Origin of the sequence: Paenibacillus sp. IITD108 (assembly GCF_036541265.1) — a bacterium.
GTDB lineage: Bacteria > Bacillota > Bacilli > Paenibacillales > Paenibacillaceae > Pristimantibacillus.
Genome location: NZ_JAZHCT010000005.1, coordinates 57,206 through 80,241, shown reverse-complemented (window position 1 = coordinate 80,241; position 23,036 = coordinate 57,206). Strand labels below are relative to the sequence as shown.

General features: G+C 45.5%; 18 protein-coding genes and 1 pseudogene. 17 read left to right on the top strand and 2 right to left on the bottom strand.

Translation table 11 applies throughout. The annotated features are described in order from the left end of the window. The first annotated feature begins 2 nt into the window (after positions 1-2). The 6 genes and pseudogenes from V1L65_RS05850 (at position 3) to V1L65_RS05825 (ending at position 5,895) form a co-directional block, all read left to right on the top strand. Positions 3-857 carry an ABC transporter ATP-binding protein gene (locus tag V1L65_RS05850; RefSeq protein WP_331698149.1) on the top strand — a complete coding sequence of 285 codons (855 nt, stop codon included), beginning with the start codon at positions 3-5 and terminating at the stop codon, positions 855-857. A gap of 150 nt (positions 858-1,007) precedes the next feature. Further along, the gene (locus V1L65_RS05845) at positions 1,008-1,682 is read left to right on the top strand and encodes a stalk domain-containing protein (protein ID WP_331698148.1); all 675 of its coding nucleotides are present in this window, start codon (positions 1,008-1,010) and stop codon (positions 1,680-1,682) included. A 197-nt stretch (positions 1,683-1,879) separates the two neighbouring features. Beyond that, on the top strand, positions 1,880-3,217 hold the full coding sequence (locus tag V1L65_RS05840; protein ID WP_331698147.1) for an ABC transporter substrate-binding protein: 1,338 nt from the start codon (positions 1,880-1,882) through the stop codon (positions 3,215-3,217). Positions 3,218-3,220: 3 nt separating this feature from the next. Further along, positions 3,221-4,021 (top strand): alpha/beta hydrolase, encoded by an 801-nt coding sequence (locus V1L65_RS05835; protein WP_331698146.1) that lies wholly within the window; start codon positions 3,221-3,223, stop codon positions 4,019-4,021. Beyond that, a pseudogene (locus V1L65_RS05830) lies at positions 3,984-4,868 on the top strand (FecCD family ABC transporter permease); the annotation flags it as partial. The gene V1L65_RS05835 and the pseudogene V1L65_RS05830, both read left to right, overlap by 38 nt. A 31-nt stretch (positions 4,869-4,899) precedes the next feature. After that, positions 4,900-5,895 carry a FecCD family ABC transporter permease gene (locus V1L65_RS05825; protein WP_331698347.1) on the top strand — a complete coding sequence of 332 codons (996 nt, stop codon included), beginning with the start codon at positions 4,900-4,902 and terminating at the stop codon, positions 5,893-5,895. Positions 5,896-6,649: 754 nt separating this feature from the next. On the opposite strand, the gene V1L65_RS05820 is transcribed toward V1L65_RS05825, so the two are convergent. Then, entirely contained in the window at positions 6,650-7,486 is an 837-nt protein-coding gene (locus V1L65_RS05820) for an alpha/beta hydrolase (protein WP_331698145.1), read from the bottom strand. 249 nt (positions 7,487-7,735) lie between these two features. On the opposite strand from V1L65_RS05820, the gene iolD reads away from it, so the two are divergent. The 8 genes from iolD (at position 7,736) to V1L65_RS05780 (ending at position 16,737) form a co-directional block, all read left to right on the top strand. After that, positions 7,736-9,607 (top strand): 3D-(3,5/4)-trihydroxycyclohexane-1,2-dione acylhydrolase (decyclizing), encoded by a 1,872-nt coding sequence (iolD, locus tag V1L65_RS05815; RefSeq protein WP_331698144.1) that lies wholly within the window; start codon positions 7,736-7,738, stop codon positions 9,605-9,607. A 30-nt stretch (positions 9,608-9,637) separates the two neighbouring features. Further along, a complete protein-coding gene (gene iolE / locus V1L65_RS05810; RefSeq protein WP_331698143.1) occupies positions 9,638-10,513 on the top strand; it encodes a myo-inosose-2 dehydratase in 876 nt (291 codons plus the stop codon). Between the two features lie 15 nt (positions 10,514-10,528). Beyond that, positions 10,529-11,548, top strand: coding sequence for an inositol 2-dehydrogenase (gene iolG / locus V1L65_RS05805; RefSeq protein ID WP_331698142.1), 1,020 nt, complete (start codon positions 10,529-10,531; stop codon positions 11,546-11,548). After that, the gene (gene iolB / locus V1L65_RS05800; RefSeq protein ID WP_331698141.1) at positions 11,541-12,359 is read left to right on the top strand and encodes a 5-deoxy-glucuronate isomerase; all 819 of its coding nucleotides are present in this window, start codon (positions 11,541-11,543) and stop codon (positions 12,357-12,359) included. The genes iolG and iolB overlap by 8 nt, the downstream gene beginning before the upstream one ends. A 20-nt stretch (positions 12,360-12,379) precedes the next feature. Next, positions 12,380-13,405, top strand: coding sequence for a 5-dehydro-2-deoxygluconokinase (iolC, locus tag V1L65_RS05795; protein WP_331698140.1), 1,026 nt, complete (start codon positions 12,380-12,382; stop codon positions 13,403-13,405). Continuing rightward, on the top strand, positions 13,392-14,852 hold the full coding sequence (locus V1L65_RS05790) for a CoA-acylating methylmalonate-semialdehyde dehydrogenase (RefSeq protein ID WP_331698139.1): 1,461 nt from the start codon (positions 13,392-13,394) through the stop codon (positions 14,850-14,852). The genes iolC and V1L65_RS05790 overlap by 14 nt, the downstream gene beginning before the upstream one ends. 39 nt (positions 14,853-14,891) lie before the next feature. After that, positions 14,892-15,548 carry a hypothetical protein gene (locus V1L65_RS05785; RefSeq protein ID WP_331698138.1) on the top strand — a complete coding sequence of 219 codons (657 nt, stop codon included), beginning with the start codon at positions 14,892-14,894 and terminating at the stop codon, positions 15,546-15,548. 166 nt (positions 15,549-15,714) lie between these two features. After that, complete coding sequence (locus tag V1L65_RS05780; RefSeq protein ID WP_331698137.1) at positions 15,715-16,737, top strand: LacI family DNA-binding transcriptional regulator; 1,023 nt, start codon at positions 15,715-15,717, stop codon at positions 16,735-16,737. 67 nt (positions 16,738-16,804) lie between these two features. Here V1L65_RS05780 and V1L65_RS05775 read toward each other — a convergent pair whose 3' ends face one another. Beyond that, positions 16,805-18,778, bottom strand: coding sequence for an alpha-amylase family protein (locus V1L65_RS05775; protein WP_331698136.1), 1,974 nt, complete (start codon positions 18,776-18,778; stop codon positions 16,805-16,807). A 116-nt stretch (positions 18,779-18,894) separates the two neighbouring features. On the opposite strand from V1L65_RS05775, the gene V1L65_RS05770 reads away from it, so the two are divergent. The 3 genes from V1L65_RS05770 to V1L65_RS05760 all read left to right on the top strand — a co-directional run bounded on the left by V1L65_RS05770 (position 18,895) and on the right by V1L65_RS05760 (position 22,757). Further along, a complete protein-coding gene (locus V1L65_RS05770) occupies positions 18,895-19,785 on the top strand; it encodes a helix-turn-helix transcriptional regulator (RefSeq protein WP_331698135.1) in 891 nt (296 codons plus the stop codon). Positions 19,786-20,013: 228 nt separating this feature from the next. Beyond that, positions 20,014-21,024: an ABC transporter substrate-binding protein gene (locus tag V1L65_RS05765; RefSeq protein WP_331698134.1), complete on the top strand. Its 1,011-nt coding sequence runs from the start codon at positions 20,014-20,016 to the stop codon at positions 21,022-21,024. 137 nt (positions 21,025-21,161) lie between these two features. Continuing rightward, complete coding sequence (locus V1L65_RS05760) at positions 21,162-22,757, top strand: helix-turn-helix domain-containing protein (RefSeq protein ID WP_331698132.1); 1,596 nt, start codon at positions 21,162-21,164, stop codon at positions 22,755-22,757. Positions 22,758-23,036: the final 279 nt, after the last annotated feature.

Below are 23,036 nucleotides of genomic sequence, written 5' to 3'. Positions count from 1 at the left end.
TTATGAAGAGAATTTATACAGAAAGGCTCGATATCGGTTATTCGGAGCGGCTGATCGTAAGCAATTTAAACTTATCTATTCCGGAAGGAAAGATTACAGCGCTTGTCGGCGCGAATGGTTCTGGGAAATCAACGATTCTTAAAGCGATGGCCCGCATGATGAAGCCGCTAGGCGGAACTGTGTTTCTTGATGGCAAATCGATTCATAGCCAACCGACCAAGGAAGTAGCGAAACAGCTCGCTATACTGCCGCAAAATCCGACTGCGCCGGATGGGCTTACTGTCTCTGAGCTAGTCGGGTATGGGCGCTTTCCGCATCAGAAGGGCTTCGGCTCTTTAACAGCTGAGGATAAAAAGATGATCGAGTGGGCGATAGAAGTAACCGGCATGGGTGATTTCTATGATCGTCCGGTTGATCAGCTGTCAGGAGGGCAGCGTCAGCGGGCGTGGATCGCGATGGCGTTGGCGCAAGGCACAAACATGCTTTTCTTGGATGAACCTACTACTTATTTGGATATGGCTCATCAGCTGGAGGTGCTGAAGCTGCTGCAGCAGCTTAACCAAGAGCAAAAACGCACGATTGTGATGGTTGTTCATGATCTTAATCACGCTACCCGCTTTGCGCAGCATATGGTTGCCATTAAAAATGGCACGCTAATTAGCGAGGGGACGCCAGAGGTTGTTATGACGAAGGACGTTTTGCGAACCGTGTTCGGTATTGAAGCTGATATTATTCCAGATCCCCGCACCGGCGTTCCATTATGTCTGCCTTTCGAGCTTACTGGAGCTGCTCATGAAGAGGCGGTAAATCAGAATCAGACCGTCTATGTCCGGCAAAAAACAGAAGCTACAGCATAAAAAATATTATAAATGAGCCTATTTTAAATTTGCATGCAAATTTATTGTTAAATCTCTCCAAATAGTACTTTCTTAACTTGTATAGTAACTCTTTCCATATATATAATAGTACGCATACATTTTTATATATTTAGAAGGAGAGAGGATATTTTGAAGAAAAAAACGATGGCCGCCGTTTTAGGCGTAACGATTTTGGCGAGTATGGGGACAGGTGCTTATGCTGCTACCAAGCTGCAAGAAATAAAAGCGTACTTGAATCCCGACGTGAAAGTTAAAGTGGATGGGGCTCCAGTGCAGCTGAAGGATGTTAATGGCAATGCAATCGTACCCATTTTGTATCAAAATGCCAACTACGTTCCAGTTAGAGCGGTCGCAGATGCGTTAGGGGTAGCCGTTGATTATGATCAAGCTACACGAACCGTTATTTTTGGAGAGAAAATCGAAGGCACTGCTTTATCTGTTGGCTTCAAAGATATGTATCATACTAAAGACCCGGCCTTTACTACCTATAAGGGCAAGGATTACAAAGAGGTCTTTTTTGATAACGCTACTGGAAACCGCAGCAGCAGCTTTATGCTGTATCCAAAGAAACAGTATCAAACATTGCAGCTGCAAGTTGCAGCAATTGGCTCCGATATTGAAAAATTCACCATTAAAGATTCTAAAAAAGATATTATATTGAAAGAAGTAGAGCTTATTAAAGCAGAGGATGGCTTGACAACGATTGAAGTGAATATTGGCGGAGTAGAGGAATTATATGTTTATGGCGATATTTCCAAAGAAGGCTCCGTATTTATTCCACTTACAACCTCGCAATATAAATAATTCGCCATTATTCATTTTGTAGAAGGAGGCTCTTGCTCGATAATAAGATCGAGCAGGAGCTTTTTTTGAAAAAAATCATCGTTATTAAAATTTGAAGACTTATATTGTGTTTATATCTCAGTGAGAAACGGTTTCCTAAGCCAAGGTGAGCAGCGTTTCTTCAGCAGGAGCTGTATTTATTTAGATTTGATTACGGAATGACGGATAATCAATACGAAAAGCTGGAGTGGAAAGACCAAATAGCAATGCATACATGCACACAGCTGCTGCCATTGTGCGAGCAAATAAATGCTTGTCATCATCATGAGTCGACGGCAGAAAGATTTCATGCGCAATCGTTGTTCCATGAGCTGCTGTATCAGATGTTCAAGTGCTCGGGCAGCAAGCCTTTGACGGATACGCGCTCCGCGCTTGAAAAAACAAAAGCTTATTTGGAATGCAATTATTATGAGCCAATTACAATAGACCAGCTTGCGCATATGGCGGAGGTAAGTTCTAAATATTATGTGGAGCTGTTTAAAAAAGCGTATGGAAAAAGCGCTATCGAATATGTAACAGAAATTAGAATTAAACAGGCAAAAAAGCTGATGGCGCAATCTAGTGCCAAACTGCGCGAAATTGCGCATCAGGTAGGCTATAATGATGAGTTTTATTTCAGCCGTATGTTCAAGAAGCAGGTAGGCGTCTCTCCTGCATTTTATGTGCAAAAAAGAAAAACTAAAATTGCGGCTTATGATTCGTCCATTGCCGGTTATTTGCTCGTACTGGATATATTGCCATTTGCCGCACCGCTGCACCCAAAATGGACAGCTTATTATTATAAACGTTACCGATCGGAAATCCCGGTGCAATTAAGCGCTTATCGCTATAATCTGGATTGGGAATCTAATTTGTCCATATTGGCTGCTAACAAGCCGGATCTGATCATTTGCAGTGAAGAGCATCTTCATGCGGAGGAGAAGCAGCGGCTGGAGAGCATAGCACCGGTAGCAGCTCTTTCTGTTCAATCTGGCAATTGGCGCGAGCAGCTGCTTTGGGTAGCTGAGCAGGCAGGGGCACAGCAGGAGGCACGGCGTTGGCTGGAGCATTATGAGCAGAAGCTGCAGCATGCGAGACAATTATTAAAGCAAAAGCTGCAGAAGGAAACCGTGCTTGTTTTGAGCATGTATAAAAATAGCTGCTATTACTGCCATACTAGAGGAATGAGAGAGCTCATATACGAAGAATTGCAGCTGAACGAAGCAGAGCATTTGGAATGCTGCAGCTTCAATCGTAACGTAACGATAGAGCAATTGGCGCTTAGCGATCCTGATCATATTTTGCTTAATATTTGTCAGGAAACGGAAACGCTTGAGCATTGGCAGACTTTTCAATCACTTCCGCAGTGGGCTAATTTGAAAGCGGTAAGAAAAAATCAAATGTATGAAATTTTATCAGATCCTTGGCGTGAATATTCAGCATATGCTTGCGATCGCATGATAGATGATCTATTAAAGCTGCTGTATGGAGATACTGCAAACGAAAACCGTAAATAGTCCATGTTACTACAATCCATGTTCGCTTATAATTTATTGAGAATGATTATCATTATAGTTGATTGTTCTCATTTTTTATTTGGAGGGTGGAAGAAGGGGCACATGTTGAGGGGAAATGTAAGCGAACAAATCTTTATGGACAGAAGGCTGTGGATTTATACGCCTCCGAGCTATAAGGAAAGCTGGAGCGCTTTTCCCGTTGTCTATGTTCAGGACGGCTGTGATCTATTCTGCGCTGGAACGAACAGCCTAGACACAATGGAACAATGGATGTCAGAAAGCAAGCTGAAGGAAGTCATTTTAGTAGGCATTGAATCTGCGCAGCGCAATGATGATTACACACCTTGGCCTGCTCCGGCTCTGACAGAGAGATTTAACGACTTTGGCGGGAAAGGGGACCGGTACTTAAGCTTTATCGTTCATGATTTAAAGCCATATATCGATGCCGAATACAATACGGACTCCTCTTTTACAGGCACAGCTATAATGGGTGCCTCGTTAGGCGGTCTTATCTCTATTTACGCAGCATATTTGTATCCACAAGTATTTGGCGCTATTGGAGCCATATCAGCTTCCTTTTGGTATGAAGGGTTTATGCCGTTTATGGGTAAAGCTGACCAATATTCGCCCGATCAAAAGATTTATATGTATGTAGGGACAGCCGAAGGAATCTATAAGACGAATATCCAAAGGCACATGGTTGAAAACACGAGAAAAGCATTTGAACTGCTGCGAACGAAGAAATGCAGCATTTCGCATGTAAAGTTATTTCGATCCAGACAATGTGAACCATCAAATAATTAAGCATTCCAGGCTGCCACGAGCAATAGGTTCATTATTAATCGGCGCATTTTTAGCGATATCAGGGGCATTAATGCAGGGGATGACAAGAAATTATCTTGCATCCCCTTCCATTATGGGCGTATCGGACGGCTCGGCTTTTGCAATTACAGTTTGTATGATCGTGCTTCCGGGCACATCCTCACTTGGCATGGTCGGCTATTCCTTCCTTGGTTCTGCATTTAGCGTTGTCATTGTATTCGGGCTGGCCTCATTGATTCCTGGCGGGCTGTCACCTGTACGGCTGGCTATATTAGGAACGATTATCGGAACCTTTCTAAGCAGTATTTCAGCTGCACTGGCTATGTATTTCCAAATCTCGCAAAATGTAAGCTTTTGGTATAACGCCCGCTTACATCAAATAGATCCGACTCTGATTAAGCTTGCTATTCCATTTGCTATCATAGGGTTCATATTGGCTATGGTTCTGTCTAAATCCATTACACTATTATCGTTGGGAGAGGACGTTGCAGCGGGATTAGGTCAAAAAACGGTCATGATCAAGCTTTTGGCGACCATAAATGTGGTAATACTGACGGGACTTTCCGTAGCGCTTGCAGGAAAAATTGGTTTTGTCGGGTTAATTATTCCTCATATAGCCAAATTTTTAACAGGTGCTGATTATCGAAAAATTATTCCATGCTCAGCAGTAATAGGAGCTGTATTTCTTGCTTTTTGCGATGTGTTGAGCCGATTTATCAATTATCCGTTTGAAACGCCGATCGGTGTTGTAACTGCGGTCATTGGCGTACCTTTCTTTCTATATTTGATTCGTAGGAAGGGAGGCGGAAAGGTTGAAAAGGCTGCTTAAAAAACATTCCTATTCACAATTTGCCTTGCTAATGCTGGTGCTGCTTATGCTGCTTGTGCTGGCTATTTATTTAAGTCTTACTAGCGGAAGCTTTAATATATCAGTTATGGATATCATGAAAAGCTTGCTGCATCTGAACTCGGATGATGATCAAAATTTGGTCGTGCTTCAATTCCGGCTGCCGCGCATTATTATTGCTTTGCTTGTTGGCTCCGGGCTAGGCATTGCTGGTGCTGTTTTACAGAGCACGACGGGTAATGGCCTGGCAGATCCAGGCGTGCTAGGAATTAATGCTGGTGCAGGAGCTGCTATCGTTATTTTCTTATTTTTCTTCCAAGGACAAGTAAAAGGTATCGGAACAGGGACGGCGATGATGATGCCGCTTTTTGGCATGGTAGGCGGATTGCTCGCTGCTCTGTTAATTTATCTGTTCTCCTGGCAAAACGGCAGGCTGGAATCGCAGCGCTTTTTGCTCACTGGTATTGCGATTGCTTCTGGAATGGGAGCTATTTCTTTGTACATCAGTCTTAAAATGAATGCGAATGACTTTGAAATGGCTACCGTATGGAGTGCTGGCAGCATTTATAACGCTAACTGGAAGTACATTATATCCGTATTGCCGTGGATCGTTATTCTTGTTCCCGTTATATACTACAAGTCTTCCATTTTAGATGTGTTCACGCTCGATGACACGACGACAAGAAATTTGGGAGTTGCTGTGGAGAAAGAGAAGGCGCTCCTGCTGCTGTGCTGCATCGGGCTAGTCAGTGCTTGTGTATCGGTAGCTGGCGGCATTGGCTTTATCGGGTTAATAGCTCCGCATATCGCCAGGCGTCTGACAGGCCATAAGCATAAGCGGATGATACCGGTATGTGCGTTAATAGGCGCACTTCTAGTCGTAACAGCGGATTATATAGGCAAAACGGTCTTTGCCCCAGCCGAGCTGGCGGTCGGCATCGTTATAGCGATCATTGGAGTGCCTTATTTCATATTATTGCTTTATCGAAAAAAAGGACGCACCGCATAAATGTTACAAACCTCCCCTTAAGACAGGCTGGCTGCTAGTCTTGGGGGAGGTTTGTTTACTGTGTGAACCCTTAAAGACGAGGGATGAATTTTTAGAAATGCTAGTATACCAAAACGAATGAAGTGAAGATCTATCGCATTTAGGTGGGACTGTCATTGTGGGCAACCAAGCCGAAACTAAAGCTAAATGCAATTCTTCAGGCCGTTGAAAAAGCTAACGGAACTGAGACACGCTATTGTACGGAAATCAGCTTATTCTAAAATCTAAAGGAACTGAGAAACCTTATTTACTCAAATTCACTACCTAAACGGGGAAAGATGACATATAGCTCACCACAGTTCCGTTACAGATTTAAACCCCCTTTTTATTGCTAAATAGAGCCTCTCAGTTCCGTCACAATTCTAAAAGGATGCTACAACGAATCGACGGCTTCCCGTTGACTACTTTAGGTCCGTTATCCGGGCTATTAAGCTGCTGCGGAGCTTTTTCAACACGCTGATTTCTTGTACTTAGTTTTAAGAAATTTGGCTTTTTTATGATTCTAAAGGGAAAAACTACTTTTAGTTTGGCTCATTTCGCGAAATAAAGGGTAGTTCAATGAATCTAAATGCACAAAATGTACTTAGCTACTACCTGCAAACATATGTCCATACTCCATTTTATACTTTTTCAACTGCCTGAGGAAATACAGTTAGCGCAGGCCCGTTAGTGCTCGCTCAACAATAGCGAGATCTCTATCGCCACTAATGATAACTTATCGAAAATCTGTACTTTCCAATGGGAAGCGAATGGCCCTGCTAATAAGCGAAGGCAAGATTGAAATGTGGCCTTCTCCTGAAAATTCCTTATATTTAACGTGCAGGCCATGCTCACTTTGTACCTCTAGCCGAGCTGCCAGCTGCTTGGCATTGCTGAACATGCCGCTTTTATGGGATTGTTCTAATTCGCCGACTGCGATCAGCAAGCGGATGGGGAGCGGCGCTTGATGAATCCGCTTAGCAAATTGCTGCTCAGAAGCTGACAAGCTATGTTTGTTCCAATGAATAGATGGACTGCCTGCGATATAGCATGAGAACAGATGAGGTTTATTGAACAGTGTGTGGAGCACAAAAAGCCCGCCCAAGGAATGTCCGAAAATTGTCTGCTGCATCCCATCTATCATATAGTTTTTTCTAATATAAGGCTGAAGCTCTTCTTCGATAAAATTTAGAAAATCATCAGCTCCGCCTTGCTCAGGCCATTGACCGCCTGCAGGATGCGGAGGAAGCTCATTGTCAGGCGTTGTCTTCGTAAAGTCATAATGTCTTTCAGCTGGAAATGGTTCAGCAGACGGGTACCCTACTCCAACAATTATGGACGGCTGCACTCCAGTGACCTCCGGTCTGCGTGATTGCAGGCGCATCGCTTCAGTCATCGTGCCAAAAACGGAGTTGGCGTCTAGCAAGTAGATGACCGGATAACCTGCTAGCGGCGGGGGAGTGCCAGGAACCGCAATATAGATTCGATAGGAGCGTTTATTACTGCATCTTTTAACATACAGCTCTGTATGATTCCAAAGAGAACTGCTTTGCTTGCTGGATATAATATTCATATAAATCACCTCGAAAGTTGTAAGCTTTATATAATAACAGTTTAAATAGAAAAGCGAAGAAAAACCATGGAGAGGCTCTAGAATTTCTATGTACGATATTCGTATGGTAGCCGTGTAATGCCATGCCTATTGATCGTTTGCTTGCTGGCAGTAAAATAACAATCATTTGAAAATATAGTATTGCGAAGTTCGCAGCATGCAGTTATTATGTAGGGTAAGCGCTTAATCATTTGAAAAGGAGGGAATACTTTGGACACCGTACGACTGACAATGGCTCAAGCATTGATTCGCTTTTTGAACCATCAATATTTGGTTAGGGATGGCGAGCGGCACAAGTTTTTAAAAGGAATAATGGGGATTTTTGGACATGGCAATGTAACAGGCATCGGGCAGGCACTTGAACAAGCGCAGCAGCAGGGCGAGCTCGCTGATTTTACATTCATTCAAGGCAAGAATGAGCAGGGGATGGCAAATGCGGCAATTGCTTATGCCAAACAACAAAATCGATTGCAAGCGTTTGCTTGTACCTCCTCCATAGGTCCGGGCGCACTAAATATGGTAACAGCAGCAGGTACAGCAACCATTAATCGTATACCGCTGCTTCTGCTTCCCGGAGATGTATTTGCTTCCAGACAGCCAGATCCCGTATTGCAGCAGCTTGAGCATCCTATGGACTATTCAATAAGTGTCAATGATGCATTTAAACCTGTAAGCAGGTATTGGGACCGAATTACGAGGCCTGAGCAGCTGATGTCAGCTTTGAATCAAGCAATGCGGGTGCTTGCCGATCCCGCAGATACAGGTGCAGTAACGTTATGCTTGCCGCAAGATGTGCAATGTGAGGCTTTTGATTACCCGGCGGACTTTTTTGCTGACCGCATGCATATGGCCGATCGGCGTCCTGCAGCACAGTCCGCTGTCCATCGTGCTGCTGCCTTATTGAGCAGCAAGAAGAAGCCAGTCCTTATTTGCGGTGGCGGTGTTCATTATTCCGGCGCAGCAGAAGAACTGCAGCAATTTGCAAAAGCGACAGGCATCCCTGTACTGGAGACGCAAGCAGGGAAGAGTGCTATGCCCTGGACGCATCCGCTCGCCTTTGGCGGTGTAGGCGTTACTGGCACGGCTGCAGCTAATCGTTTGCTGCATGAAGCGGATGCTGTCATTGCAGTAGGAACGAGACTAGCAGATTTCACTACAGAGTCCAAAACAGCCTTTCGTTCGGATGCTGACGTGATTACGATTAATATAGGTGCAGCAGATGCTGTGAAATGGCAAGCATGCCCGATTGTTGCTGATGCCAAAGAAGGATTAATTGCGCTTGGTAAAGCGCTTAATCAAAGCGGGTATGAAAACAAATACAAGCCAAATAAGCTATTGCAAATGAAAGAGGAATGGCATGCTGAGGTTGATCGATTATATGAGCTTGAGCATAAAGATGGTCTCACGCAAACGAGAGCGCTGGGCATCATTAATTCCTTTATCAACAGCGAAGATATCATTGTAGGCGCAGCAGGCAGCCTGCCAGGAGATTTGCATCGCTTATGGCGTTGTTCAATACCTAAAACCTATCATATGGAATATGGCTTTTCTTGTATGGGCTATGAGGTGGCGGGCGCTTTTGGCGTGAAGCTTGCCGAGCCTGATCGGGAGGTTTATGCGCTTGTCGGTGATGGAAGCTATCTGATGCTGCATTCGGAGCTTGTTACAAGCTTGCAGGAGAACAAAAAAATAACGGTCTTATTGTTTGATAATCATGGTTTTCAATGTATTCATAACTTGCAGCGAGATCATGGAAGCGGCAGCTTTGGCAATGAATTTCGTTATCGCCAGCAGGAACAATTAAGCGGAGCGTATATGCCGATTGACTTTGCTGCTTATGCGAGAAGCGTAGGTGCAAAGGCTTATACTGCACATACTGCTGACCAGCTAGCTGAAGCGCTTGAACTTGCCAAGCTGGAGACGACAAGTACTTTAATAGATATTAAGGTGCTGCCCGGCACGGGAACAAGCGGCTATGATTCGTGGTGGCATGTAGGTGTTGCAGAGGTTTCGGAAAATAATCAAGTTCAGCAAGCTTATGGCAAGCTGCAAAAGAAACTAGAATCTGCAAGACGCTTCTAAAGCTTCTAATGGAAAGGAAGGAGAAGAGTTATGCGTTACCAGTTCGGTATATCGGCGATTAATTGGGTGAATGAAGATGTCCTTTCAGTCGGAGACCACTATACCTGTGACCAAGTATTGTCGGAAATGTCGCTGCTTGGCTTTAAAGGAACAGAAATGTGCCGCAAATTCCCGAAGCCCGCAGCAGAATTGAAGAGCAAGCTGGCCCAATATGGCCTGGTGCTGACCTCGCAGTGGAAATCGGTTATGTTCAGCCAGCCTGAGCTGCTGGAAGAAGAGCTGGCTGCCTTTCGCAACCATGCTGACTTTCTTCATGAAATGGGCTGCCGGCATGCGGTAGTATGCGAGGTATCGTATGGTTTTTCAGACCCGCGTACAGAGGAGAGGAGCAGGCAGCTGGAGCTTGATGAACAGGAATGGGAGCATCTTATTTTTGGCATGCATGAAGCGGGGCGCTATTGTAAGCAGCTGGGTATGAAGCTCGTTTATCATTATCATGCGGAGACGGTTATAGAGGGGCCGCAAGCCATTCAGCGATTAATGGATTCGACCGATCCTGCCCTTGTTCATTTACTTTTTGATTCCGGCCATGCCTATTACGGCGGCATTGATCCGCTAGAGCTGCTGCACACCTATTATGATCGGATCGCTTATATTCATCTAAAGGATGTGCGGAAGCATGTAAGACAGCGGAAGCAAGAGGAAGCGATTCCTTTTACAGACGCGGTTATCGAAGGATTGTTTACTGTGCCCGGGGACGGATGCATTGATTTTGTGCCTATCATGCAGGAGCTGAATGAACGGGGATATGACGGCTGGATCATTATTGAAGCCGAACAGGATCCTGCAAGGGCCGATCCGGTTGCATATGCGAAATTGGCTAAGCAATATTTATCTATTCCATGAAAGCGGGGCCAGCCTATGAAAAAACTAAAGATCGGCGTCATTGGAACAGGCAGAATAGGCAGATTGCATATTCTAAACATGCTGCAGCTGCCGCAAATTGAAATTGCAGCAGTGTCGGATATTAGTCCAGAGGCAGGGTGGCAAGAATGGGCAAGGAGCCTCGGTGTAGCAATCATTACAACAGATTATGAGCAATTGCTTGCTGATAAAGAATTAGAAGCGGTGTTTGTGTGTTCCCCTACAGAGAGCCATTTGCCAATTGTTAGAAAAGCAGCGCAAGCAGGCAAGCATATTTTTTGCGAGAAGCCGCTTAGCTTTGATCCCGCTTCAACTAAAGAGGTGCTTAATGAGGTCTACAAAGCAGGCGTTCAGCTGCAGGTCGGCTTTAATCGAAGATTTGATCATAATTTCAAGCGTGTGCGAGAGCTGGTGGAGCAAGGCCAGGCGGGCATGCCGCATTTGATTAAAATAACATCAAGAGATCCTTATCCGCCGACTGAGACGTATATCCGTTCATCTGGGGGGTTGTTTATGGATATGTCGATTCATGATTTCGATATGGCCAGATACTTGGCGGCATCAGAAGTCGTTGAAGTATATGCAAAGGGGGCCGTACTGGTTGACTCTGTCTTTGAAGAGCTTGGGGATATCGATACGGCCGTCATAACACTCACCTTCGCCAATGGCGCATTGGGCATTATCGATAATAGCCGTAAAGCGGCTTATGGTTATGATCAGCGAGTAGAGGTGTTTGGTTCGGAAGGCTGTATAACGGTGTCGAATGATTTTTCTAACAGTGCGGAAATCATGACAGAGCACGGCGTGCATAGAGATAAGCCGCTGCTGTTCTTTCTGGAGCGATATCGCGATGCCTTTCGCGAGGAGGTTATTCAGTTTTGCAGCAGTATACAGCAAGGAACGCCTGTTCCTGTCAGCGGTTTCGATGGGCTGCAGGCCGAGAGAATCGCGGAAGCTGCGCGCCAATCTCTTCGTGACGGCGTTCCCGTTAGGCTGGAGGTGATGCAGCATGTCTAAACTCATCGTCTCAAGCAGCAATAAGCCTGACTCTGGCGGGTTAGTATTGTCGATTACTCCTGAGAGTGCAGGCTGGGAGTATGTCGGATTTCAAGTGATCACATTGAACGCCGGGCAAACCTATTGTTTTGAAACCGAAAATAAAGAGGTTTGTATCGTGCTGCTGACGGGCGTTGCAAACGCAGCAACGAAAACAGAAAGCTGGACAGCGATCGGTGAGCGGATGTCAGTATTTGAGCAAAAGCCGCCCTATGCGGTCTATGCTCCGCCGCATGATGCGGTTGCAATCAAAGCTATAACTAAATTGGAGCTTGCTATCTGCACGGCTCCCGGCAAGGGAGCTTATCCGGCCAGATTAATTAGACCGCAGGATGTTGGTGTTTCTCAGCGAGGACATGGCGTCATGGAACGTACGATTCATAATATACTGCCGGAAACTGAGCCCGCTGATCATTTATTAGTTGTAGAGGTGTTCACACCGGCAGGCCATTGGTCCAGCTATCCGCCTCATAAACATGATCAGCTCAACCTGCCTCAAGAATCTTTATTAGAGGAAACGTATTATTACAAAATGAACCCCGAGCATGGATTTGCTATGCAGCGCGTGTATACCGATGATCGTACACTCGATGAAGCGTTAGTGCCGAGAAATGGCGATGCCGTTCTTGTCCCGCGCGGCTACCACCCGGTATCTGCGCCGCCGGGCTATGAGGTTTATTATTTAAATGTGATGGCTGGCCCCGCCAGGCAATGGCGATTTCATAATGATCCCGAGCATGAATGGTTATTCGGTACGCCAAAGCCTGAGTGAACAGAGAGGAGCTATAAATTATGTCGACAAATGACATTCGTTTTCCTGTAGATCGAAGCATCGACTTCATTGGTCTTGGCCGTTTATGCATCGATCTCAATGCCAACGAAATTCATCGTCCGATGGAGGAGACGATGACCTTTACGAAATATGTGGGCGGCTCGCCAGCCAACATTACAATCGCGCTGGCGCGGCTTGGCATGCGCACTGCTTTTATTGGAAGAATAGCCAATGATCAGCATGGAAGATTTATCGCGAATTATTTGGATCGGCAGCATATTGATACGTCCAATGTCATTACGGATTATTCTGGAAGTGTGACAGGACTTGCTTTTACAGAAATTAAATCCCCTGCGGAATGCAGTATTATGATGTATCGTGATCATGCAGCCGATTTGCTGCTAGAGCCTGCTGATATCCAGGAGGAATTGATCAGTAAAACCAAATCACTGCTTATATCAGGAACGGCACTTGCCAAGAGCCCGTCCCGCGAAGCGGTATTTCGAGCGATCGAGCTTGCTCGCAAGCATGGGGCAGTTATTATATTTGATATCGATTACCGTCCGTACAGCTGGCAGTCAGATGACGAAAAATCTGTGTACTGCAAGCTGGTCGCAGAGCAAAGCGATATTATATTCGGCGGCAGAGAAGAGTTCGATCTGATGGAGGACAATAAGCAGGATTACAGCGGCAAGGATGATGCAACGGCAAGTTATTGGCTAGCCAAAAATGCAAAGCTTGTGCTCATTAAACGTGGCGGTGACGGCTCGACTGCCTATACGCGCGGCGGTGAAGCTATACGCGGGCGCACATTTCCTGCCAACGTCGTCAAGACATTTGGAGCGGGCGATTCCTTTGCCGGCGCGTTCATCTACAGCTTGTTGCAAGGCTGGCCGATAGAACGATGCCAGCTGTATGGCAGTGCAGCAGCGTCAATTGTTGTAGCAAGCCATAGCTGTTCTGATGCTATGCCTACGATTGAGCAAATCGAGCAAGTGCTGCGTGACAATAAAGAGAATGGAGCGGTAGCTTATGACGGCACCTAATTCTGTTTTGAGGCTGCAAAATTTTATAGGAGGACAGTGGGTAGATGCCAGCACCTCCAGCGCGGATGTTATCCCCAACCCAGCAACAGGTGAAGCAATCGCCATAGTGCCGCTATCTGCGCAGGAAGACGTAGATAAAGCAGTCGCTGCAGCTTCGGCAGCTTTTGAAAGCTGGAAAAAGACGGCTGTTCCGCGCCGCGCCCGTATTTTATTTAAATATCAGCAGCTATTAGTCGATAATTGGGACCCGCTTGCTAAACTAATTACACAAGAAAATGGCAAAAGCTACGCCGAAGCTTATGGCGAGGTGCTGCGCGGCATAGAGTGTGTAGAGTTCGCTGCCGGAGCGCCCACACTTATGATGGGCAGCGTCCTGCCCGATATTGCAACCGGCCTTGAATCGGCAATGTACCGCTATCCGATAGGGGTGGTTGGAGGCATTACGCCGTTTAATTTCCCAATGATGGTGCCTTGCTGGATGTTTCCGCTGGCGATTGCTTGCGGCAATACGTTTGTGCTGAAGCCTTCCGAAAGAACGCCTCTGCTAGCGAATCGGCTTGCCGAGCTGATGGCGGAAGCGGGTCTGCCTGATGGTGTGCTAAATATTGTGCATGGAGCGCATGACGTAGTCAACCGTCTGCTGGAGCATCCAAAGGTCGCGGCTATTTCGTTTGTAGGCTCACAGCCCGTTGCTGAATATGTATATAAATCTGCAGCGGCACAGGGCAAGCGTGTGCAAGCACTTGGCGGAGCCAAAAATCATACCCTTGTTCTTCCAGATGCTAATATGGAGCTGACGGTAAAAGAAATCGTCAATGCCGCCTTTGGCTCTGCAGGTGAACGCTGCATGGCCTGCTCGGTTGTCGTTGCGGTCGGTTCGGCTGCCGATGAGCTGACTGCTCGCTTAGTCGCTTCCGCTGCTCAGCTGGCAATCGGCAACGGCATGGATAGAGGCGTATTTCTTGGTCCTGTCATTCGCGACTCTCACAAAGCGCGCACCTTGGGCTATATCGAGAAGGGAGTAGCTGAGGGAGCTCAGCTGCTGCTTGACGGCAGGCAATGCGAGGCAGCAAACGGAGCGGGCTATTTTGTAGGCCCAACGATATTTGATCATGTGAAGCCGGGCTCATCCATTTGGAAGGATGAAATATTTGCTCCTGTGCTATCCATCGTTAGAGCGGAGTCGTTGGAGGAAGCGATAGCTATCGCCAATCAATCCGAATTCGCTAATGGAAGCTGTATTTTTACCGACAGCGCGCAAGCTATTCGCCAGTTCCGTGAAAATATCGATGCAGGGATGCTGGGCGTTAATGTAGGCGTGCCGGCGCCCATGGCATTTTTCCCCTTTTCCGGCTATAAAAAATCATTCTATGGCGATTTGCATGCGAACGGCAAAGATGGCGTGGAGTTTTATACGCGAAAAAAGATGATGGTCGTTCGTAATTAAGTCGCAGGAGCAGATTCCAACGAACGAGGAAGGGAATGTGTGAAGATGGACGTAGAACTGCTGGATCGATACAGTCCGATCATTTATTTTGATGAAAAGGAACCTTTTTTCCCTGTTTTGGTCGGCGCCACCATAATCAAGGAGGCGTGCCAATCGCCTTCTATGTTAAAGCGTTACATTACGTTTGATCCCTCTCAAGTAAGCTTTGTTATTGAGTATGCCATTTATTTTGATTACGATATTGTGCATATGTATGAGCTGGAGCATTTTTGGGTTTATGTCGGACATGAGGGAGAGGTCGTATACGCTGAAGCCAGCTATCATGGGGATTATAACAATGTGCTGCTGGCTGGCGGGCAGAATATACAGCAACGAACGCATGTCGAAATTTATTCACAGCCTGGCAAGCACGCCTTCGCATCATCAGTGGATGAGCTTAGAAAGATTCCGAATTTATATCAGGAAACAAATGAAAATGCAGGGAAGGGCGGCCTGATGGTCCCGGACCTATTAGCCGGCTCGTACAATACTAATGAAGAAATCGATCAAAAGGCAGCCGCTTATTTACAATCGTTCAAATTTAAGCCATCCATGCAATTTCAACCGTATCGGATCCCCGTCAGCCTATATATGGAATGGAATGAACTGGCTGAAGAAATACCGAGACGAATCAAGCGCCTTTTAAGCAAAATGTGACTGTCGGGCAGTGGATTGAAGATTCCGATATAAAGGTGGCTCTTGATGAAGTTCAGTACAGCACGGATTTCTGCGCCTTGTTCATTGCCTGCCAAAACTTTTTGGTTTAAAATGTAACTACTATGTTTTATGGCACGTAAAAGCATGAAGGGACCTGGACTGAACAATGAAGCCCACTATTTATAATGTCGCTCAAAAAGCAGGGGTGTCAATTGCCACTGTTTCTAAAGTTTTGAATCATACAGGTCGCATAAGCGATGAGACGCGCAGGCGTGTAACAGCCATTATGGACGAAATGGGCTATCAGCCGAGTGTTGTGGCGTCTGCGCTAACCGGAAAAAATACATTTACGATCGGTATGCTTATACCTGATATAGCGAATCCTTTTTTTGCAGAAATAGCACGAAGCGCGGAGGATCGCGCTCATGAGCTGGGCTATAACCTAGTCATTTGCAGCACAGATAATAAATGGGAGAAGGAAGCCGAATATATTGCGCTGCTGCAGCAGAAAAGCGTGGACGGTATCGTGCTCGCAACTGGCGCATGGAATGACAAACGATTGAAGGATATGCTGGAGGCACGCATGCCGATCGCGCTTATAGCTCGTGACATGCCTACGCTGGCCGTCGATACTGTTCTTGTTGATGATTTTATGGGCGGCTATCAGGCAGCCTCTCATTTGCTTGCCAGCGGTCATCGGCGCATCGCCGTCATTGCCGAGGATTTAAAGGTTATGAGCAGCAGCGAGCGCGTACGCGGCTACCGCCTTGCAATTGAGGAATATGAGCTCATCTATGATGAGCAGCTTATTCGAATTAGCGACTTTACGATTGATGGTGGCAAGCGGGAAGCAGGGGCGCTGCTCGACCAGCCGCATCCGCCGACTGCCATTTTTGCCTGCAACGATCTCCTTGCAATAGGAGCCGTTCAAGCTGCACGCGAGCGAGGCGTCATCATTCCCGATCAATTGTCCGTCATCGGGTTCGATAATACGATTCTTGCAACAATAGTAGACCCGCCGCTTACTACGATTGCACAGCCGATCCGTGAGATGGGCAGCAAGGTCATCGAGCTGCTCGTACATCAAATAAGCGGGGAAAAGCTGAATAAGCAGCGTGTTATTTTGCTTCCTGAGCTTGTAGTCCGCCGAACGACAGGTCCTTATGTCGATAATGACAGTGAGCGTTAAATAAAATGAACAAAACGAGCTGAAGAAGACTCTTCAGCTCGTTTTGTTTTAAAAATAAGCAATTAAGCTAAAACTGCAGCACGATCATTTGATGACAAGCCCATTCGGGAACGGTATAGCGAACAATACCATCCGCTTGGGTAAAAGGAAGAGGAGCAAGCTGCGGAGCCAGATAAACTTCTTGCACAGGCTCCTGTGCTTCGATTGCCACTTCGATATTACGCAGCGGTAACAAATCCTCAATTACCTCGATATCAAGTCCTCTCTTAACGGGTGCGGCATAGAGAAGATGGTTTATCCAGCGGTTAGCTGCCGGCTGGGCTTGCAGTGTCGTTATGCCTTGCGCCGGCAGATTCGTTACGAGCTTCTTGTTTGGCAGCAGCTGATCAAGTGCAAAGCAGACCATCTCCTTCACATGCAAGCTGCCCTTGGTCGCGTACTCCTCAAATACATTCCAAGCGATGTAGATGCCGTCCTTGCCTTCTGACATGCCTATGCCGGCTGGCTGCAAGGTCGATGGCGTATGACGATGTGAGCAGAATGTAAACAGATCACGGTTGAAATAGGAATCTTCTCTCGTACCGTGAGCGATGCCGGCATCAGCAAGACTTATATGCTGTGCCTCTGTATACATGACGAAGGAAGCTTGCTCCAATGCTTGAAGCGGAAACTCTGGAAGGAAATAAGAAGGGCAGGAATCTGCCATTCCGTTCCAATTGGCGCCAAAGTCCCATGCAAAGCTTGTTTCTTCTTCATCAAGGCCGGACTTTCCTGAAGCAAGCAGCTTCCCGCCGCCTGCCAAGAAAGCATTTATTTTTTGCATAAGCAGATCGGAATTGACAATTGCATCAGGCAAAATAATAACTTTGTATGGGCTGAAATCTGCTTCCATATCAATAACATCAAATAGATAGTGGCCTTCCAGCAGCACGCGCGCCGCACCGACATCTGCATATTTATTAACACGCTGCCCCTCTGCACGAGTGAAAGAAGATATAGCTTCGAATGATAGCAGCGCAATTTCACTAATGGCTGATGTATCCGTGCACCAGGCCTCCTTGGCTTCTACTTCTTTGTATGCAGCTCCAATTAAAGAGTAGGTCGCCTTATCCATCAGACCTGCAGGGTGAAGCTGATCGCCAATGGAGCATCCTGATCCATTAGCGAGACTGAGCGCTGTTTCATAGCGAAGCGCATTCGGATGCTTATAGCCCCCAAACTCACCCCAGGATTCATGGAATTTGCCTGTCATGCCGAGCACATTCATGCCAAGCGTTTGTGCATAGCGGGCTGATAACGGGAAGTGGTCATACCCCCAGCCGCCTGTCGGCAACGATTCCAGCTCCAGATGCGTATTTTTATGCGCGAGATCACGCCGGCCTCTAGTAATATGGCCGCTATTATGGAAGATAGGTAGATTTCTTTTTATACCATGAATAGTTTCGTTAATACGCTTTGTATAGGTATGATAGGTTTCTTCCCACATCAGCTTCATATCAGCCAAATTGCGGGGATCGGATCCGCGCTCGCGAATTTTCGCTACACAGAATTGGCAATAGCATTTTCTAATGCCTACGATATCGAGGAAAATACCGTCAGCATCATAGCTTCGGACAACTTCAGCTACCTGCTCCACAAGCACATCCAAATAGGGTGTATTCATACAAAATTGATGGTAGCCGGCAGACATGAAATCGGACGCCCAATTTAATTTTTCCTGTTGGTCGCGAATGAGCCATTGCGGACGGCGGCGAGCTAATTTCTCATCCAATCCTGCTGAGATATAAATGGGGGTAAGGACGTTGATTTCGTGCGCCGCTTCGATTTGGGCGCCAAGCAAATCGAAATCAAGCTGCGGATGCATGTCATTTGCCTTGCTGGGATGATAGGCCCAGCCATGATGGCATTTCGCGAAAACGGTAATTGAATCTACGCGTCCCAGCATCAACATTTCTTGAAATTGTTTTTTAGAAAAAGAGCTGCCGATTCCTTCAATTGCCTCTGAAGTATGAAAATCGAGATGAACTTGGCGAAAACGCATTGAATCTACCTCCAATAGTATGCTGATATCTACTATTGTAGTATCATTAAATAAAGCCAACAGCTAACGATATCGACTATTTATAGCACAATATCGATTTTTTTGGAGGTGTAGTTATGCAGGTGATTGAATTTCAAGTGCCGCCGCTGCCGCTGCTTGCAACAGTAGGCCATGCTTTGTGGCATTCGGGAACGATCCATGCCAAACGTAAATTTCAGCTCTATGATTTATTAATTGTTGTCAGTGGCGCAATTTATATTGAGGAAGACGATATTTGCTACGAGCTGACAAAGGGCAGCATACTCATTCTAGAGCCCAATAAAATACATCGCGGCTACCGCGCTTCAGATGAATTGTCCGAAGTATACTGGCTGCATTTTATTTATGACCGGGAAGCAAGCACCATCTCCAGCGAGCATATGAACTGGCCTCAGCCTTTAGCTGCAGGCAATAATGAAACATTGACCGCGCAGACGGCAACCCTTCATTTGCCCAAGCACTCCGTTGTTGAGCTAAGGCCGCTCATCCCATTGCTGGATCGTATGGTCGAAATTCATACATCGCTTGTACGCCAGCATTCCTTTGAGCTGTATGCTGTATTCAATCAGTTTCTTGTCCAGCTTCAGAATGGCATTAGGGAAAGGCTTCACTCCCGGTCCTATTATTTAAGCGAGCAAGCGGCACATTACATCGAACAAAGCATTACTAGACCCTTTAATTCGTCGCAAATGGAGCAGGAGCTGCACTATCATTTTGATTACATTACTCGCTGTCTAAAGCAATATTCAGGCTTAACCCCTATACAGTATCGTCATCATGTGCAAATAGAGCTGGCAAAACGGCTGTTGTTGCATACCGAGCTGAGCTTAAAAGAAATTGGAGCCAAGTGCGGCTTGAATGATCCGAACTATTTTACGAGAGTATTTAAAAAGGGGGTCGAGCTCACACCTGCTCAATACCGTAAAAAGTATCAAGTATTTATAACAGTACAGGAGAATGAAGTGTAGTTAGTTAATCCCATTAACTATATACAATTAACGTCATTAACTTAATGTCATTAATGTCATTAATTACACTGCAGCAAGAAGCGTTGGTCGCGAGAAATTGCGGTATTTGAAAAAGTATAAAAAAGCGATCCAGAAAGTGTATTGTTACACATGCTAGAGTAAGCTACTATATGTCTTGTCAACTGAGAATGAGTATCAGTGATAAAAACATATAGGAGAGAGAAACAAATGACGATTCAATCAGTAAAAGTTACATCCGCGATTATAATGATGCTGCTGCTAATAACGATGGCCGCTTGCAGCAAAAATACAAATGAGTCAGTACAGCAGCCGGCTTCGCATGCGCCAGCAACTGAAAAACAATCGGATGACGACAAAATCAAAGAAGCGGAAGCAACAGCGGAGACAAGAGAGGTTACAGATGAGTTCGGCAGCGTAACAATTCCCGCTAAGCCACAAAGGGTGGCGGCAATTTACTTGGAAGATTATTTGAAGGCATTAGATGTAACCCCAGTCGTACAATGGTACCATCCCACTTGGGGAACACAGGAATATTTGCAGCTGGATGCACCGCTTTTTGATATAACAGGCTCGCTTGAAGCGCTGCTTGCTTATTCGCCAGATCTTATTATCGTTGATGGCGTAGTAGACAAAGCCAACTATGAGCAGTACTCCTTGATTGCGCCAACTTATCGAATTCCTGAAAATAAATTGCAAAGCGCTGAAGATATTTTCAAAACGGTAGCCGACGTTTTATCTATACCAGAAAAAGCCGAAGCCGTGCTGAAGCAATATGCCGACAAAGTAAGCGAAGCGAAAGCGATGTTTGATAAAACGGAAGGCAGGGAAACATTTGCCGTAATTCGTGTCAACACAGGAGACAATACCATTGCATTGTTCGGTGTGAAAAATCGGTATGCCGGTGAAATATACAGTACATTTGGGCTTGAACCTCATCCGCTTGCTAAAAATATGGAAAGCTTTCAAGAAATATTGTCTGAAGAGGCCTTTGCCAAACTAGATGCAGATCATATAATCGTGTTTCCCTCTAATGGAAGCTGGGAATCTCCTGAAAACCAGGAAGCCTTCGAGCTGTTAAATAGTCCGCTATGGAACTCGGTGCCAGCCTTTAAAAATAATAAAGTGTATAAGTTCGAGCGTTCCCATTGGCAAAGTGGAGCTATTACAGCAAATATGAAAAAGCTTGACGATATTGTAGACGTGCTTTCCAAGAAATAAACGCTCTGCATACACATGTATAATAATATTTAGAGAAGCTTTCAATAAATCGTTGAAAAGCTTCTCTTTTTCATTTACACTAACTATAGATATTGATAATCATTATCAAATGAAAATAAAGGAAGGAGGTATTTCTATTGAAGCCTAAAATTACTCATTGTTCATATATACCTGTTTGGGAGAGTATAAAGTGGAATAAAGAGCTGCCTAATCAATCTGTCTGGCTGGAGCTGCCCGTTTATTCGATCTTGTTAATTGCAGAAGGATGCGGTCAGCTGCATACAGGTAACCAAGCTTACGAACTGCATGCCGGCATATGCTGCTTATTGCCTCCTAACAGTGAATATAAAATAACGTTGCAGAAAGAAGGATTGGAGTACTATACGATCGCTTTTTCGATATTCATGGATCACAAAGCGCCTTTTGGGGCGAATGGCAGCGAACTTTTTAGTGAAGCTGTAAAAAGAGTAGCTGCGGGCTGTGAAAGTTTTTCAGCCGCACGTATACAAGCAGATACTTTATACGAGCATCAGTTTGCCGAAAATGAAATAGAGCAATTAAACAATCAAACCCGGTTTCTTGCTCTATTCACCCAAATTTTAAAGAGCTTTCATGCTAAAAAGGAAGATTACAATATTCGTGAAGTGATCCAGAAAACGATCGCATATGTGCGCGAGCATTACGATCAACCATTGACAATATCTGAGCTGGCAGCGAGTGCGGCGATCAATCGTTGGCAGTATACAAAAACATTTAAAGAAATGACGGGTCAAATTCCTATCGAATTTTTAAATGCAGTCCGTATAGACAAAGCACAGCAATTATTGCTGACTACGAATGACAATCTGCAGCAAATCGCTCATTCTGTCGGCTATAACAATGAGTATTATTTTAATCGTAAATTCAAGCAAAAGGTCGGTGTCACGCCTGGTCAATACCGATCCGGCCATGCGCTGGAAACCAGATTTTTCGCTCCGTTTCTAGAGGATTATTTAGTAGCCCTTGAGGTGACCCCGGTTATACAGTGTGCACATAAACATTGGGGGCGGCAAGAGTATTTAGGAATGAATGATGTGCCGCAGATCGATATATCCAGCAAAGACTGGTCGATGCTTTCCATGCACAAGCCTCAATTTATATTTTTGGATGAGGGATATCACAGGTGGAATTTGGATCAATGCAGCAGAATCTCACCTATCTACAAGCTGCCTAGCAGCTCGGAAAATTGGCGGAAAACGTTGCTGCAGATCGCTTCTATTATTGGCCGTAAAGAAAGAGCGCAGCAAGTAATTGCCGAGCATGAACAAAAAATAGCGACTGCACATCAAAAATTAAAAAACGCTTTGGATAAAGAAACAGTTGCAGTGCTTCGATTTGCCTCCAATGCTATTTATTTGTACGGTGGTCCTAATAAAGGGTACACAGGCCCGTTACTATACGATAGTTTAGGCTTGAATCAGCCGCAAATAGTACAGCAAATGCCTTCGCATGAGCGCCGAATGAAATTGAGCTTGGATATGTTATCCACTCTCGATGCAGAACATCTGTTTATTACATTTGACCGTGAGCAAAGCGGAGGTGCCGAAAGACACTGGCTGAGCTCAGAAGCGTGGAATACCCATCCCGCAGTGAAAGCTAAGCGAGTATATGAGGTTGATTTTTGGGCTTGGATGAATTACGGCGTGCTTTCGCATAATCGGAAAATAGATGATTTACTGCTGGCTCTGGGATAAATAGACTTTTTAGAGCTTGGAGCTTTGTAAGAGATGGATCCAAGTAATCTTTTGCTTATGTGGAATTATGCCTACATAAAGATTATTGATGTTCGGCATATTCAATTAAATGCTGGTGAGCGGCTAAGCAGCATTCATTTGCTGCATGGGGGTTCGTTATGGAGGACCCATTCTCGTTCGAGCTGCAGCTGCAAAAAATAACTTCAGTCATGCTGGAGAAAAAAAAGCTTGATTAAAGCCGAAGCCGGCATGCGCCTCCGGTATTAAAAATTGTATAAG